The sequence below is a fragment of the Actinoplanes auranticolor genome, from assembly GCF_018332655.1.
GTDB lineage: Bacteria > Actinomycetota > Actinomycetes > Mycobacteriales > Micromonosporaceae > Actinoplanes > Actinoplanes auranticolor.
Genome location: NZ_BOQL01000095.1, coordinates 1 through 15,195, shown reverse-complemented (window position 1 = coordinate 15,195; position 15,195 = coordinate 1). Strand labels below are relative to the sequence as shown.

The window sequence follows — 15,195 nt, the reverse complement described above, 5'->3', positions numbered from 1 at the left end:
CGGGACGGCCGGGCCGCTCGGATCAGCCGGGCCGGGCCGCTGAGGTCAGGCGGCGCGGGGCAGGCGGTCCGGCAGGGTCAGGGTGACCCGGTCCAGGCGCTCGCCGTCCACCGCGTACTGGGCGTGCAGGGCGAAGCCGGCCAGCAGCCAGCGGTCCCACGGGCCGTAGTCGCCCAGGAAACGGTCCCGGTACGGGTCGCCCTGCTCGTCGGGGTGACCCAGCGCGGCCCACAGGTGGGTGCGCCGGGCGATGCTGCCCGCGCCGCCCGGGATCTCACCCTGGAACGAGGCGAACCCGTCGTCGCCGTGGAAGTGCAGGAAGACCGTGGTGACCAGGCCGTGCGCGTCGGCGGCGAGCTCCACCCCGGCGTCGCGGGACAGGTACGAGCGGGAGAGCCCGGAGCCGACCGCCTCGCCGGAGCGCGGGATGAGGCCGTACTCGCGGCAGATCTGCTGGACGCGGGCCTCGAGCACGGTGCGGCCGAGCAGCAGGGTCAGGTCGGTGCGGCCGACCGGCCTGGGCGCGGCCGGCTGGTCCGGGACCGGCGCGGGAACCACCTGTGCGGGTGACGGCGCGGCCACCGGCGGGGCGGGCGGTGAGGTGGGCAGACCGACCGGATCGGCGTTGGCCCGGCGCGCGTGCGCCGGCTCGAAGAGGGGCTCGTTGGAACCGCCGGGACGCGGGCCGGGCTTGGTGCCGTACCGGTCCTCGACCCGGGCCGGCCTGGTCACGGCGTCCCCGGCCGGCCGGTGCTGATCGGCGCGACGCTCGAGAAATCCCATGGTGACACTCCACGAAGGCTTTTCACTGTGAGCGTTCGGACCACAACCCTAAGCCGATCTTCGCCCCAACCTCAAGGGGACGAAGGGGCAGCGGACCGGACCTTCCGGACGACCACGGCAGACATCCGGCGTTGCTGGACAAGACGTTCCCCGGACCCCGTCCCGGTACACCCCGCCGCCGGAAGTGAACGCCGGGCGGGGAAACTCACGCCGCGTTCGCCGGGGCGCCACGGCGACTTCGCCTGCCGGTCGGAGTGATCGCCTGAACTCGCTTGCAGGGAGGCCCGGCGACGGTCGCCGGCGGATCCCGTGGAGGAACCGTGGCAGATCGCCGACAGGTGCTGCGCTTCGGCGCGCTGGCCGCCGGCGTACCGGCTGTGCTCGGCGCGGCGGCGACGCCCGCCCTGGCCACCGTCGAGCTTCCCGGGCACGGTGGCGGCCGGGGCCCGCTGATCGTCGGGCACCGGGGCGCGTCGGGGTACCGGCCGGAGCACACGCTGGCCTCGTACGAGCTGGCCGCCCGGATGGGGGCCGACTACATCGAGCCCGACCTGGTCATCACCAAGGACAAGGTCCTGGTGGCCCGGCACGAGCCGGAGATCGGCGGCACCACCGACGTCGCGTCGCGGCCCGAGTTCGCCTCCCGCAAGCGCACGGTGCAGCTCGACGGGGTGTCGGTGACCGGCTGGTTCACCCACGACTTCACCCTGGCCGAGCTGAAGACGCTGCGCGCCGTCGAGCGCATCCCGCAGCTGCGCCAGCACAACACCCTGTACGACGGCCTGTTCGAGGTGCCGACCTTGCAGGAGGTGCTGGACCTGCGCAAGCGGCTCAGCCGGGAGCTGGACCGCGAGATCGGCGTCTTCCCGGAGACCAAGCACCCGACCTACTTCCGCGGCCTCGGCCTGGAGCTGGAGGCGCCGCTGGTACGCGCGCTGCGCCGCAACGGGCTGGACCGGCCCGACGCCGAGGTGCTGGTGCAGTCGTTCGAGGCGACGAACCTGGCCGCGCTGCGCATGAAGTACAAGCTGCGGGCGCCGATGGTGTTCCTGAGCAGTGGGTCGGGCCGGCCGTTCGACGACCCGAAGAGCTACGCCGAGTACCTCACCCCGGCCGGCCTGCGGGAGCTGTCGCGTTACGTCGACGGCATCGGTCCGGAGAAGGGCCAGGTGATCCCGCGCAAGGCCGACGGCACCCTGGGTGCGCCGACCAGCCTGGTCGCCGACGCGCACCGGGCCGGGCTCAAGGTCATCCCGTACACGTTCCGGGCGGAGAACCAGTTCCTCCCGGCCGACCTGCGCTCCGGCACCGACCCGGCGGCCTACGGCCGGGCCATCGACGAGCAGATCACGTTCCTGCGGACCGGCCTGGACGGCCTGTTCACCGACCAGCCCGACATCGGGGTGCTGGCCCGCGCCGCGGCCTTCGCCCGGGTCTGAACCCACGCGGCGCGAGGCCGGCCGCAGCCGGGCCGGCCGCAGCCGGGCCGGCCGCAGCCGGGCCGGCCGTGGCCGGGCCGGTTCAGCCGGCCATCCGGCGGACCAGCTCGGTGCGGGAGCGCACCCCCAGCCGGGCGAAGACGTTGCGCAGGTGGTGGTCGATCGTGCGGGGGCTCAGGAAGAGCTGCTGGGCGATCTCCCGGTTGGTGGCCCCGTCGGCCACCAGCCGGGCGATCCGCTCCTGCTGAGCGGTCAGCTCCCGGGCCCCGGCCGGATCCGGCGGTACGGGCGCCCCGGCCGCCCGCAGCTCCACATCGGCCTGCGCGGCCCACGGCCCGGCCTGCAGCAACCGGAACGTCTCCACCGCGCTGCGCAGGTGCTCCCGGGCCGCCCCGGGGCGCCGCCGGCGTCGCAGGTCCCGGCCGAAGAGCAGCTCGGTGTGGGCGCGGGCGAAATCCGCGTCGCCGCGGTCGTGCTGACGCAGTGCCTCCCGGAAGTGCTCCTCGGCGGCCTGCGGCTCGGCCGACCGCAACGCCCGGCACCGCGACCGCAGCGCCAGCCAGGCCGGCTGCCCGGTCCCGGTGGTCCACCGGTCGAACGGCTCGAACGTCCGGTCCAGCGCCGCCGCCCGCGCGTCGGGGCCGGATGTCCGGGTCGGCGGGTCGCAGCGCCACACCGCCTCGACCAGGTGCGGGGTGGCCGCCACCTGCACGATCAGGTTGCCCCGGGCGGACGCCGCCACGACCAGGGTGCCCAGCCGCTCGACCGTCCGGCGCGGCCGGCCCTCCACCAGGTCCAGCAGCGCGAGTGCCCACTGGCACAGCGCCCGGGCCTCGCCGGGGCCCTGCACGGTGTCCCCCGCGCCGGCCTCGCGGACCCGCAGCACACAGCTCTCCCGGTCGCCGACCAGCGCGGCCAGCACCGCCAGGACGCCGAGCTGGCTGCGGACCAGGGCGGGCTGGCCGGTGGCCCGGGCCAGGGCGGCGCCCTCGGTGGCGGCGGTGGTGGCAGCCTCGTAGTGCCCCTCGGCGAGCCCGGCGAACGCGGTGATCTCCAGGGCCTGTGGCACCAGGGTGACCTCGCCGCGGTCCCGGGCCAGAGCGATCGCCCGGCCGGCCAGCGCGCGGGCGCGGGCATCGTCACCGACCAGGATCCCGGCCCCGGCGGCACGGATCAGCGCGGCGGGCTCCTCGACGCGGCCGGCGAGCCGGAGTACGTCGCGCAGGCGGGCGAACGCGGTGTCGTGCTCGCCCGCGTACATGCCGGCGAGCCCGGCGACCTGCTGGTAGGCCAGCGCCACCGGGGCCGGCTCGTCGCCACGGCGCAACGCCAGGGCCCGCCGGGCGACCTCGCGGTAGCGGCCGTGCTCCCCGGCCAGGTGCACCGCCTCCCCGGCCAGCAGCAGGGCTTCGAGCGCGGCCGGGACGTCGTGCGGCACCAGGTGCGCGGCGGCGTCGAGCAGCATGTCGCGGGCGGTGGCCGGGTCACCCTCACGGAGTTCCATCTCGCCGGTCAGCCCGCCGGCCCGGGCGCGGGCCTGCGGGCGGCGGCTGACCCGGCGCAGCAGCAGTCCGGCCTGGTGCCGCTCCCCGGCCAGCCACGCCTGCCGGGCGGCGGCGACCATCGATCCGGCGGCGCGGTCGGCGTCCGCGGTCAGCTCGGCGGCATAGCGGTACGCGGCCGACGCCGTCCGCGGTGGACCGTCGGCGGCGGCGGCGAGCAGGTCGCGGGACAGGTCCTCGTCGGCTCCCACGGCCGCGGCGGCACGGTGCACGAGCCCGCGCAGCCGTTCGCCCCGCCGGTCCAGCACGTCGGCGAGCAGGCTGTGCGCCGCGCGCCGGGCGGCCAGCGGAGCGTCGTAGTAGACCACCGCGCGTAGCACCGCGGGCGTGAACTGCACGGCGCCGGAGGTGACCGTGACCAGGCCGGCCTGCTCGGCGACCGCCAGGGCCTCGGCGGCGCCGGCGGCCAGCAGTTCACCGGGGGCGAGGTCCGGATCCGTGGCGGCCAGCAGCAGCGCGTGGCGGGTGCGGACCGGCAGCACGGCGAGGGCGGCCCGGCACCGGCGGCCGAGCGGGCCGGCGGCGGGCAGGGTGCAGGGTGGCGGCTGGGTGCCGCGTACCTGTTCGGGGGTCAGGGTGCCGGCGACCTCGCGCAGCACCGCCGGGTCTCCCCCGGCCAGGGTGAGGACCGCGGCGGCGACCTCGGCCGGCAGGCCCGGGACCAGGCCGGTGAGCAGGGTACGGAGCGCCGCGTCGTCACGCGCGGCGTCCCGGCCGTACCGGAAGGCTTCTTGCACTATTGGTGCAATTACCATGCGACACAGTGTCGGCCGGTCCACCCGCCCGGGCAAGACCGCTGATTTCATCGATGTGTCAAAAGTGTTGCCGATCAGGCCGGCTTGATCCAGTCGAAGGTGCGCTCCACGGCACGCCGCCAGTTCTCGTACTCGCGGTCGCGGACCGCCGGGTCCATCGCCGGCATCCACTGGGCCGCGCGGTGCCAGTTGTGCCGCAGGTCCGCCAGGTCCGGCCAGTGCCCGACGGCCAGGCCGGCCGCGTACGCGGCCCCCAGCGACACCGTCTCGCTGGCCAGCGGGCGCACCACCGGCACGTCCAGGACGTCGGCGATGAACTGCATCAGCAGGTTGTCCGCGGTCATCCCGCCGTCCACCTTGAGCGTGGTCATGGCCAGGCCCGAGTCGGCGTTCATCGCGTCGACCACCTCGCGGGTCTGCCAGGCGGTCGCCTCCAGCACCGCCCGGGCCAGGTGCCCCTTGGTGATGTACGAGGTCAGCCCCACGATCACCCCGCGCGCCTCACTGCGCCAGTGCGGGGCGTACAGCCCGGAGAACGCCGGGACGATGTAACAGCCGCCGTTGTCGCTGACGGTCCGGGCCAGCGTCTCGATCTCGGGCGCGGTGGCGATCAGTTCCAGCTGGTCGCGGAACCACTGCACCAGCGAGCCGGTGATCGCGATCGAGCCCTCGAGAGCGTACTGCGCGGGTTCGCCGGCGAGCTGGTACGCGACCGTGGTGAGCAGCCCGTGCGTCGAGCGGACCAGCTCCGTACCCGTGTTGAGCAGCAGGAAGCTGCCGGTGCCGTACGTGCATTTGGCCTCGCCGGGGGTGAAGCAGGTCTGCCCGAACAGGGCGGCCTGCTGGTCGCCCAGCGCCGCACCGATCCGCACTCCGGGGAACGCCGCTGTCGCCGTGCCGAACACCCCGACCGACGGCCGCACCTCGGGCAGCATGGCCCGCGGTACGCCGAAGAACTCGCACGCCTGCTCGGACCACTGCAGGGTGCGCACGTCGAGCAGCATGGTCCGGCTGGCGTTGGTCACGTCGGTGACGTGCAGCCCGCCGGTCAGGTTCCAGATCAGCCAGGTCTCCATCGTGCCGAACAGCACCTCCCCGCGTTCGGCGCGCTCGCGCAGGCCGGGGGTGTGCTCCAGGATCCAGTGCAGCCGCGGGCCGGAGAAGTAGGTGGCCAGCGGCAGCCCGCTGCGGTGCTGCACCTCTTCCGCGCCCGGCTCCCCCAGCAGCGTGTTGACCAGCGCGTCGGTGCGGGTGTCCTGCCAGACGACGGCCCGGCCGATGGGCACCCCGGTACGCCGGTCCCACAGCACGGTGGTCTCCCGCTGGTTGGCGATGCCGACCGCGGCGACCTGGTCGGTCGTGATCCCGGCCCGGCTCAGCGCGAGCGGGGCCAGCCGCTCCACGTTGCGCCAGATCTCCGCCGCGTCGTGCTCGACCCAGCCGGGCCGCGGGAAGTACTGCTTGTGCTCCTGCTGGGCCAGGGAGACGAGCTGGCCGCGCCGGTCGAAGACGATGCACCGCGTCGACGTGGTGCCCTGGTCGATCGCGATGACGTAGCGCTCGGTCATGGTTCCCCTCCCCCTACCAATCGCTCTTGCCTGGGTTTTCCGCCGCGGGTCAGCTCAGTGCCGGGCGGCTCCGAGGTCCCGGGAGACCGCGCGGGCGGCTTCCCGGACGTAACCGACCAGTCGCGGGTGTGGCCGGTACCTGGTGTCGCAGATCCGTTCGACGAGCCCGGAAATGCCGATCGCGCCGACGACGAGGCCGCCGTGACTCCGGATCGGCGCGGCGATCGCGGCCTGCCCGAGAGTCAGCTCCTCGATCTCGGCGGCCCAGCCGGCCGCGCGCACCTCGTCGAGGGCCAGGGCCAGCTCCCGCCGCTCCACCACGGTGCGCCGGGTGAACTGTTCGAGCTCCTCCGGCAGACCGGCTGACCGGTACGCGAGCAGCACCTTGCCCAGCGCGGTGGCGTGCAGCGGCAACAGCGCGCCAATGTCCAGAGTCTGGAACGTGTCGTCGGGACGGAAGACGTGGTGCACGACCAGCACCCGGCCCTCCAGCACGGTGCCGATCCGGACGGCCTCCCCGCTGCGTGCGGCGAGCGGGTCGGCCCAGTTGATCGAACGGGAACGGAGTTCGTTGATGTCGAGATAGCTGGTGCCCAGGTGCAGCAGGGCCGCGCCGAGCTGGTAGTGCCCGGACGCTTTGTCCTGTTCGACGAAGCCCACACCCTGCAGCGTGCGCAGGATCCCGTGGGTGGTGCCCTTGGCCAGATCGAGCGACCGGGCGATCTCCCCGAGGCCGAGCCGGCCCGTACCACCGGCGAGCATCCGCAGGATCGCGGCTGCTCGTTCGATGGACTGCACCGTCCCCGGCATGTGTCGGATGTTATGCCAATCGATTACGGGTTGGTCACGTCAGACGTTCGACAATGCCGAACGACGTTCATTGCCCACCCCCCAGGCCGTCCCTAGCGTCTGAGCCAACCCGCGGCGGAGAACCCATGAAAGGTCGTTGTCTGAGCACATCAGACCCTGGAGGGCAGATGGCAGAACGTCTGAAGATCCCGGGACTACTCGGCGAATGCGCCGCCGAGTTCGCCGGGACCATGATCCTCATTCTCTTCGGTGTCGGCGTCGTCGCGCAGGTGGCGGGCGCCGGCATCGGTGACCACGACAGCATCGCCTGGGCCTGGGGGCTGGGCGTCATGCTCGGCGTCTACGTCGCGGGCCGGATCAGCGGCGCCCACCTCAATCCCGCCGTCACCATCGCGCTGGCCGTCTTCAAGGGCTTCGAGTGGCGCAAGGTGGCCCCGTACTCGCTCGCGCAGTTCCTCGGCGCGTTCGTCGCCGCACTGTTGGTGCGGTGGAACTACACCGAGGTGCTGCACGCGGCAGACCCCGGCCTGACCGTCAAGACCCAGGGCGTCTTCTCCACCCTGCCGGGCAACGGGACATTGCCGGTCAGCGAGTGGGGCGCGCTGCGCGACCAGGTCATCGGCACCGCCATCCTGCTGTTCCTCATCCTGGCCATCACCGACGCGGCCGGTACGCCACCGGCGGCCAACCTGGCGCCGTTCGTCATCGGCCTGATCGTGGTGGCGATCGGGATGGCGTGGGGCACCAACGCCGGCTATGCGATCAACCCCGCGCGTGACTTCGGACCGCGGCTCGCCAGTTTCCTCACCGGATACGGTGGCGCGTTCCGCGATCAGACGGGTTATCTGTACTTCTGGATCCCGATCGTCGGCCCCATCATCGGCGGGATCGTCGGCGCCGGGCTCTACCAGGGCCTGGTCGGCAGGTTCCTGCCGACCGCCGAACCCCCGGAGCCGGGCCGGCTCCCGACATCCGAACCCGAGCCTGTGGAGGCAACCCGTGGCTGATTTCGTCGGTGCCGTCGATCAGGGCACCACCAGCACCCGCTTCATGATCTTCGATCACGGCGGCAACGAGGTCGGCCGCCACCAGCTCGAGCACGAGCAGATCCTGCCGCAGGCCGGCTGGGTCGAGCACAACCCCATCGAGATCTGGGACCGGACCGTCTCGGTCATCCGCACGGCGATGCAGAAGGCCAATCTGCAGGCGAGCGACCTGGCCGCGCTGGGTATCACCAACCAGCGCGAGACCACCGTCGTCTGGAACCGGCGCACCGGGCGGCCGTACTACAACGCGATCGTCTGGCAGGACACCCGCACCGACCGGATCGCCTCGGCGCTGGACCGCGACGGGCGCGGCGACGTGATCCGCCGCAAGGCCGGGCTGCCGCCCGCGACGTACTTCTCCGGCGGCAAGATCCAGTGGATCCTGGAGAACGTCGACGGGGTCCGCGAGGCGGCCGAGCGCGGCGAGGCGGTCTTCGGCAACACCGACAGCTGGCTGCTCTGGCACCTGACCGGCGGGGTCGAGGGCGGCAACCACATCACCGACGTGACCAACGCCAGCCGCACCATGCTGATGAACCTGGAGACCCTGGACTGGGACGACGAGCTGCTGGGGTTCTTCAACATCCCGCGGCAGATGCTGCCGGAGATCCGGCCGTCGTCCGATCCGAACACCTACGGCATGGCCCACGCGCCGGGCCCGCTGGGCGGCGACGTCCCGCTCACCGGTGACCTGGGCGACCAGCAGGCGGCCATGTTCGGCCAGGTCTGCTTCGCGCCCGGCGAGGCCAAGAACACCTACGGTACGGGCAACTTCATGCTGCTCAACACCGGCACGGAGCTCGTCCGGTCGAACAACGGGCTGCTCACCACGGTCTGCTACAAGTTCGGCGAATCGGCCCCGGTCTACGCCCTGGAGGGCTCGATCGCGGTGACCGGCTCGGCCGTGCAGTGGCTGCGCGACCAGCTGCACATCATCAACTCGGCGGCCGAGAGCGAGACCCTGGCGTCGTCGGTGCCGGACAACGGTGGCGTGTCCTTCGTGCCGGCGTTCTCCGGGCTGTTCGCGCCGTACTGGCGCTCGGACGCGCGGGGCGCGATCGTCGGGCTGTCGCGGTTCAACACCGACGCGCACATCGCCCGGGCCACCCTGGAGTCGATCTGCTACCAGAGCCGCGACGTGGTCGAGGCGATGGCCCAGGACTCGGGCGTGACGCTGGACGTGCTGAAGGTGGACGGCGGCATCACGGTCAACAACCTGTGCATGCAGATCCAGGCCGACGTGCTGGGGGTGCCGGTGAGCCGGCCGGTGGTCGCCGAGACGACCGCGCTGGGGGCCGCGTACGCCGCCGGGCTGGCGGTCGGATTCTGGAAGAACACCGACGAGCTGCGGGAGAACTGGAACGAGTCGCAGCGCTGGCAGCCGGGCTGGTCCGAAGAACAGCGGGAAAAGGGGTACGGCCAGTGGAAGAAGGCCGTCCAGCGCACTCTCGATTGGGTGGACGTTGACTGACACGACTCTCTCTCCGGCCGGCCGGGACGCGGCACTGACCGCCCTGGCCGGCAACGAGGTCGACGTGCTCGTCGTGGGTGGCGGGGTGGTGGGCGCCGGCAGCGCCCTCGACGCCGCCACCCGCGGTCTTTCCGTCGGCCTGCTCGAGGCGCGCGACTTCGCCTCGGGCACGTCCAGCCGGTCCAGCAAGCTCATCCACGGTGGCCTGCGCTACCTGGAGATGTTGGACTTCGGGCTGGTCCGTGAGGCCCTGCGGGAACGCGGCCTCATCCTGACCCGGCTGGCGCCGCACCTGGCCCGGCCGGTGCCCTTCCTCTACCCGTTGCAGCACCGTGGCTGGGAACGCATCTACACCGGCGCCGGGGTGCTGCTCTACGACACCATGGCGGCGGGCGAGCCCGGTCTGCCCCGGCACAAGCACCTGTCACGCCGCGGCGCGCTGCGGGCCTGCCCGGCGCTGCGCAAGGATTCACTGATCGGTGCGCTGCAGTACTACGACGCGCAGATCGACGACGCCCGGCACACGATGTTCCTGGCCCGGACCGCCGCGGCCTACGGCGCGCACGTCGCGTCCCGCACGGAGGTCGTCGGCTTCCTGCGCGAGGGCGAGCGGGTCACCGGCGTCCGGGTGCACGACCTGGAACACGACCGCACCTTCGAGGTACGCGCCCAGCAGGTCATCAACGCGACCGGGGTGTGGACCGACGACACCCAGGCGCTGGTCGGCGAGCGCGGCCAGTTCCACGTCCGCGCCTCCAAGGGCATCCACCTGGTCGTGCCCCGTGACCGGATCCAGTCGTCCACCGGGCTGATCAGCCGCACGCCCAGCAGCGTGCTGTTCATCATCCCGTGGGGCCGGCACTGGATCATCGGCACGACCGACACCGAGTGGGCGCTCGACAAGGCCCACCCGGCGGCGTCCAGCACCGACATCGACTACCTGCTCGATCTGGTCAACAAGGTGCTCGCCACCCCGCTGAACAGGACAGACGTGCAGGGCGTGTACGCCGGCCTGCGCCCGCTGCTGTCCGGCGAGTCGGAGTCGACGTCGAAGCTGTCCCGCGAGCACACGGTGGCCAGCCCGACCCCGGGTCTGGTCGTGGTGGCGGGCGGCAAGTACACGACGTACCGGGTGATGGCCAAGGACGCGGTGGACGCGGCGGTGCACGGGCTGGGCCGCTCGGTGCCGCGCTCGGTCACCCAGCGCGTACCGCTGCTGGGCGCGGAGGGATACGCGGCGCTGTGGAACCGGCGCCGGCTGCTGGCCGAGGAGTCCGGGCTGCACGTGGCCCGGATCGAGCACCTGCTGAGCCGCTACGGCTCGCTGGTGCACGAGCTGCTCGACCTGATCGCCGGCGACAAGGACCTGGCCCGTCCGGTCGAGGGCGCGGAGGACCACCTGCGCGCCGAGCTCGCGTACGCGGCCAGCCACGAGGGCGCCCGGCACCTGGAGGACGTGCTCACCCGCCGTACCCGGATCTCGATCGAGACCTTCGACCGCGGCATCGCCGCGGCCCCGGTCGCGGCGGAACTGATGGGTGCGGTGCTCGGCTGGAGCGAGGAGCAACGGCACCGCGAGGTCGAGCACTACCGGCTGCGGGTGGAGGCCGAACGGGCCTCGCAGGAACAGCCGGACGACGAGACGGCGGACGCGGCCCGGCTGGGCGCACCGGACGTCGTGCCGCTGCAGGTGCAGTGACCGGTGGTTGATTGACGTAGATGAATGGCCGGTCCTGCCGTGCCCCACCTGGGCCCACCCGCTGGACCGGCCGTTCGCCCGTTCCGCCGCCTGCCCGCCGCCGGTCCGGCTACCGGGCGGCGAGACCGGCGAAGACGACAGCGAGGGTGCGGGCCTGCAACCCCTCGTCCCAGCCGCCCTGTAGCGCACCCTGGCAGACGCTCACCAGCAGCGCCATCACCTCGGGCCGGCCGACGTCGCCGCGTACCGTGCCCGCCTCCTGGGCCTGACGCAGCAGCTCGCCCACCGCGTCGCCGAGCCGGCCCACCGCCGCCGGGACACTGACGCCGACCAGGTCGACCACCATGCGACGGGCCGCCGCCTGCTGGACCAGGCGGGTGAAGAACGTGTGCAGGCCGTCGGCGCCGCCCAGGCCGGCCGCGTCCTCCGCCAGGCGCGCCAGCAGGCGCTTGAGGATCGCCGCCAGCAGGTCCTCCTTGGTCGGGAAGTGCCGGAAGACCGTGCCGATGGCGACGCCGGCCAGCCGGGCCACCTCCTCGGTGGATGCGGCGGCGCCGCGCTGCGCGAACACCTCCTCCGCCGCGTCGAGGATCCGCCCCCGGTTGCGTTCCGCGTCCGCCCGCACGCACTCCTCCTAGAAATATGAGTCGAGACTCATTATGGTTAGTCGAGTCGTCACTCATCTTAATCGGGAGGCAGCCATGACCCCACGTGCGGTCTTCGCGCGGATGCGCGAGCACTGGATCGCCAACGAAACCACCTTCGACGGGGACTCGCTGGCCGCGGACGTGGTCCTGGAGATGCCGTTCGCGGCACCGGGCCGGCCCGCTCGGATAGCCGGCCGCGACGCGGCACTCGCGTTCACCAGGGCCGGGCACGCCGCCCTGCCCTTCCGCTTCGACGACTGCCGCATCCTGGCCGTGCACGACACCGCCGACCCCGCGACCATCGTCGTGGAGTACGAGCTGGCCGCGACAATGACCGCGACAGGAGTGTCCGCCGCGGCCACGTTCATCGGTGTACTCACCGTCCACGACGGACGGGTCTCGTGCTGGCGTGAATATCAGAATCCGCTCGCGATCGAATGGGCGTTGCAGACCGCGGCGTCCTGAGCCTTACCGGCCGTTGACGACCGCGGCGCGTTCGACCGCCGCCGGGCTCAGTCGCCGGACGACCGCTTCGTGCCCGTGCTGGGTCTCCCAGCCGGTGTCGGCCACGACCACGACGGCGCGACCGGTCCGGGCCACCACGACGTAGGTGTCCTTGTTCGTCTCGGCGTAGTCGATGTACTCCCGCCGCCGCAGCAGCAGCGACTCGTCACCGGCCACGCCGGTGCCGACGAGCGACCATCCATGGCCGCAGGTCGCCACGGCCTTGCGCAGCTGCGTCAGGTAGCGGTGGGCACCGCCGGACGCGTACGTCGCCACGTCGTTCACGATCACCGACGGGCGGTTGTCCACGCCGATCATCGCCTGCACGGTCCGGTGCCCCCGGCGCAGCCCGGCCGAGGAGTACGGGCCACACGGCTGCGGTGGCTGCAACGCGGACCAGTAGTCGTCGGTGACCGTCGTGGGGGGAGTCCCGTTCAGGTCCGCCGGCTGCAGCATCGCCGCGGCGGGCACCGCGTACGCCGGGGTGGAGGCCATGCGGTAGGTGAGGATCGTCGGCCGCTGGTGGCGCGCGGCCCGCCCGATCAGTGCGACACAACCGGCTGTGCCCTGCTCGCCGGTGCGGAACCGCTTCTCGTAGGTGCCGCGGGCGTCGGTGACCACGTTGTTGACGGCACCACCGTCGAAGTCACAGCCGCTGTCGTGCGCGGTGGCCAGCGCCTTCCCGCGCAGCGGCCGCCCGGTGTCGGTGTAGTAGGCACGCCCGTGGATCCGGAACCCGCCCGCTTCCAGCAGCGAGTAGCGCAGCGTCACCGCGGGCCGGTGGGTGCCCCGGACGCGCAGCTTCGGGGACCGGGCACCGGACAGCGCCGTGGTGAACGTGTTGCCGGCCGTGTCCGTCGCCCCGACCGAGACGATCCGCACGGTGCCGTTCCAGGTGGACGGCACGTTGACCGTCGCGGTCCAGGTGCCGTTCGTCGCCGTTCCCGAGGTGCGCGTGAGCACCGGCCGCAGCTTCGACTGGAAGCCCGGGACCGAGCCGATGGTCAGCTGCGGGGACGGGCTCATGTCGTGCGGGTTGTCCAGGACGCCCGAGGCATCGGTCAACCGCAGGGACACCCGTACGGGAACGAGGGCGAGCCCCCGGACCGCGACCGAGCTACGGGAGAACCGGACGTCGCGCACTTGCGGCGGTGACTTGTCCGCCGAGATCAGGGCCGGGCCGTGGGCCGGGGCCCCGGCCCGGGCGGACGGCGATCCGGTGGCGACCAGCGCCCCGGACAGCACTACGGCGAGGGCGAGGGATTTCTGTGCGGGTGCGTACATGTCGGGCTCCGCTTCATGAGTGGACGGTCAGCAAGTTCGTCCACTCGTTCGCACGCCGCGGTTCGCTACTGTCGCCTACCTGACCGTTGCCGTACGGCTACAGAACGTGGCACGGGCGGAGGACATTCGGCCCGGCACCCCGGATGCATACTGAGCGCGGAGAGGACGCGCTATGCACGCTCCCGATGTCGAAGACCTGGCCCGCATCGCCTCCGCCGGCGATCTGGCCGCCCTCAACGTGCTCCTGGTGACGGTCCGCCCCGAAGTCCTGCGGGTGTGTGCCCGCCTGCTGCCCAACCGCGAGGACGCCGAGGAGGCGTGCCAGGACACCCTGCTGGCCGTCGCCCGCGGACTGCCCCGCTTCGAGGGCCGCAGCGCCTTCCGGACGTGGATGTACCGCCTGGCCACCAACCGGGCCCGCTCGGCGTACCGCCGGTCACGCCCGGCCGCGGCGACCGACAGCACCGACGTGCTGGCCGACGTGGCCGACGCGCGCCGTACCAGCGTGGTCGCGACGACCCGGCTGGACCTGCTCGACGCCCTGGCCCGGCTCCGGCCGGAACTGGCCGAGGCGGTGGCGCTGCGCGACGTGCTGGACCTGAGCTACGCCGAGATCGCCGCGCTGCACCGGGTGCCGGAAGGCACCGTGAAGTCCCGCATCCACCAGGCCCGGCGGGAGCTGCGCAAGCTGCTGACAGCCTGATGGGGCCACCGCGAGCGGTGACCCCATCATCGGCAGTGCTGTGCCGTCTGGTTACTCGTTGAGCGAGCAGGTGGCGAACTTCTCCAGGCCCTCCGGCTTGGGCGCGTTGCGGCCGATCGCCGTCTCGATCCGGTTGAGGGTCGCGGTCCGCTTGTCGGCCAGCGGGCCGAGGATCGCGTTCTGGATGAACGCCGGGCCGCCCTGGCCGACGCTCGACGCGATCCGCGCGTTGGCCTCGGCGATCTGGGTGTCCAGCAGCTCCAGGTTGCGGGTGACCTCGGCCGCCGCCTGCGCCGGGACGGCCGGCAGGCCGGTCACGTCGGGGCAGTCGACAGTCGGCGTGGCACCGGCCGCGGCGTCGTCACCACCGGCACCGTTGCCGTTGCCGGCACCGTTGCCCGCCGGGACCTCGGTCGGCTCGGGAGCGGCCTCGCCGCCACCGTTCTCGTTCAGCGAGCAGGTGGCCAGGCCGTCCACGTCCAGCACCGGCTTCGCCGCGTTGCGGCCGATCGCGGTGGCCATCCGGTTGATGGTCGCGACGCGCTTGTCGGCCAGCGGGCCGAGGATCGCGTTCTGGATGAACGCCGGGCCACCCTCGCCCTGGCTGCTGATCAGGCGCTTGTTGGCCTCGGCGATCTGCGTGTTCAGCAGGGCCAGGTTGCGCTCGATCTCGGCCCGGGCCTGCGCGGGCACGGCACCCAGTTCGCCGGCGACCTCGGGACAGTTCACGGTCGGGGCGCCACCGGCCGCGCCGCCGTCGGCGCCGGAGTCGTCGCCGCCGGCCGGGGGCACCTCGGTGGGCTCAGGGGCGGCGGCGCCGCCGCCGTCCTCGTTCAGCGAGCAGGTGGCCAGGCCGTCCACGTCCAGCACCGGCTTCGCCGCGTTGCGGCCGATCGCGGTGGCCATCCGGTTGATGGTCGCGAC

13 protein-coding genes are annotated in these 15,195 nt (G+C 72.8%); 6 read left to right on the top strand and 7 right to left on the bottom strand.

What is annotated here, in order from left to right; translation table 11 throughout:
* Positions 1–45: 45 nt before the first annotated feature.
* Positions 46–783: a DUF6392 family protein gene (locus Aau02nite_RS44480; protein WP_212994743.1), complete on the bottom strand. Its 738-nt coding sequence runs from the start codon at positions 781–783 to the stop codon at positions 46–48.
* Between the two features lie 320 nt (positions 784–1,103).
* Between Aau02nite_RS44480 and Aau02nite_RS44475 the strand changes: the two genes are divergently transcribed.
* The gene (locus tag Aau02nite_RS44475) at positions 1,104–2,222 is read left to right on the top strand and encodes a glycerophosphodiester phosphodiesterase (protein ID WP_212994742.1); all 1,119 of its coding nucleotides are present in this window, start codon (positions 1,104–1,106) and stop codon (positions 2,220–2,222) included.
* A gap of 82 nt (positions 2,223–2,304) precedes the next feature.
* Here the strand turns inward: Aau02nite_RS44475 and Aau02nite_RS44470 are convergent, their stop codons facing one another.
* From Aau02nite_RS44470 to Aau02nite_RS44460, 3 genes are all read right to left on the bottom strand, one after another.
* A complete protein-coding gene (locus Aau02nite_RS44470) occupies positions 2,305–4,521 on the bottom strand; it encodes a LuxR family transcriptional regulator (protein WP_212994741.1) in 2,217 nt (738 codons plus the stop codon).
* Positions 4,522–4,613: 92 nt separating this feature from the next.
* Positions 4,614–6,107, bottom strand: coding sequence for a glycerol kinase GlpK (gene glpK / locus Aau02nite_RS44465; RefSeq protein ID WP_212994740.1), 1,494 nt, complete (start codon positions 6,105–6,107; stop codon positions 4,614–4,616).
* Between the two features lie 54 nt (positions 6,108–6,161).
* Positions 6,162–6,917 (bottom strand): IclR family transcriptional regulator, encoded by a 756-nt coding sequence (locus Aau02nite_RS44460; protein WP_212994739.1) that lies wholly within the window; start codon positions 6,915–6,917, stop codon positions 6,162–6,164.
* Positions 6,918–7,084: 167 nt separating this feature from the next.
* Here Aau02nite_RS44460 and Aau02nite_RS44455 point away from each other — a divergent pair, with 167 nt between their 5' ends.
* The 3 genes from Aau02nite_RS44455 to Aau02nite_RS44445 are packed head-to-tail and all read left to right on the top strand — an operon-like array spanning position 7,085 to position 11,133.
* Entirely contained in the window at positions 7,085–7,924 is an 840-nt protein-coding gene (locus Aau02nite_RS44455) for an MIP/aquaporin family protein (protein WP_212994738.1), read from the top strand.
* Positions 7,917–9,434, top strand: a complete 1,518-nt coding sequence (glpK, locus tag Aau02nite_RS44450; protein ID WP_212994737.1) for a glycerol kinase GlpK — start codon at positions 7,917–7,919, stop codon at positions 9,432–9,434. Before Aau02nite_RS44455 ends, glpK (Aau02nite_RS44450) begins: the two co-directional genes overlap by 8 nt.
* Positions 9,427–11,133, top strand: a complete 1,707-nt coding sequence (locus tag Aau02nite_RS44445; protein WP_212994736.1) for a glycerol-3-phosphate dehydrogenase/oxidase — start codon at positions 9,427–9,429, stop codon at positions 11,131–11,133. The genes glpK (Aau02nite_RS44450) and Aau02nite_RS44445 overlap by 8 nt, the downstream gene beginning before the upstream one ends.
* Positions 11,134–11,242: 109 nt before the next feature.
* Here Aau02nite_RS44445 and Aau02nite_RS44440 read toward each other — a convergent pair whose 3' ends face one another.
* Entirely contained in the window at positions 11,243–11,758 is a 516-nt protein-coding gene (locus Aau02nite_RS44440; RefSeq protein ID WP_212994735.1) for an SbtR family transcriptional regulator, read from the bottom strand.
* Between the two features lie 76 nt (positions 11,759–11,834).
* Here Aau02nite_RS44440 and Aau02nite_RS44435 point away from each other — a divergent pair, with 76 nt between their 5' ends.
* On the top strand, positions 11,835–12,245 hold the full coding sequence (locus Aau02nite_RS44435; protein ID WP_212994734.1) for a nuclear transport factor 2 family protein: 411 nt from the start codon (positions 11,835–11,837) through the stop codon (positions 12,243–12,245).
* Positions 12,246–12,248: 3 nt separating this feature from the next.
* Here Aau02nite_RS44435 and Aau02nite_RS44430 read toward each other — a convergent pair whose 3' ends face one another.
* Complete coding sequence (locus Aau02nite_RS44430) at positions 12,249–13,568, bottom strand: hypothetical protein (RefSeq protein ID WP_212994733.1); 1,320 nt, start codon at positions 13,566–13,568, stop codon at positions 12,249–12,251.
* Positions 13,569–13,740: 172 nt separating this feature from the next.
* Here Aau02nite_RS44430 and Aau02nite_RS44425 point away from each other — a divergent pair, with 172 nt between their 5' ends.
* Positions 13,741–14,271, top strand: coding sequence for an RNA polymerase sigma factor (locus tag Aau02nite_RS44425; RefSeq protein WP_212994732.1), 531 nt, complete (start codon positions 13,741–13,743; stop codon positions 14,269–14,271).
* Between the two features lie 51 nt (positions 14,272–14,322).
* On the opposite strand, the gene Aau02nite_RS44420 is transcribed toward Aau02nite_RS44425, so the two are convergent.
* Positions 14,323–15,195: hypothetical protein (locus Aau02nite_RS44420; RefSeq protein ID WP_212994731.1), on the bottom strand; the 873-nt coding region annotated here is incomplete at its 5' end.

Excerpts from the sequence above, each read along its gene's own strand:
- Aau02nite_RS44435 (WP_212994734.1), top strand. The coding sequence starts at position 11,835 with ATGACCCCACGTGCGGTCTTCGCGCGGATGCGCGAGCACTGGATCGCC.
- Aau02nite_RS44480 (WP_212994743.1), bottom strand. The coding sequence starts at position 783 with ATGGGATTTCTCGAGCGTCGCGCCGATCAGCACCGGCCGGCCGGGGAC.
- glpK (WP_212994740.1), bottom strand. The coding sequence starts at position 6,107 with ATGACCGAGCGCTACGTCATCGCGATCGACCAGGGCACCACGTCGACG.
- Aau02nite_RS44455 (WP_212994738.1), top strand. The coding sequence starts at position 7,085 with ATGGCAGAACGTCTGAAGATCCCGGGACTACTCGGCGAATGCGCCGCC.
- Aau02nite_RS44430 (WP_212994733.1), bottom strand. The coding sequence starts at position 13,568 with ATGTACGCACCCGCACAGAAATCCCTCGCCCTCGCCGTAGTGCTGTCC.
- Aau02nite_RS44460 (WP_212994739.1), bottom strand. The coding sequence starts at position 6,917 with ATGCCGGGGACGGTGCAGTCCATCGAACGAGCAGCCGCGATCCTGCGG.
- Aau02nite_RS44425 (WP_212994732.1), top strand. The coding sequence starts at position 13,741 with ATGCACGCTCCCGATGTCGAAGACCTGGCCCGCATCGCCTCCGCCGGC.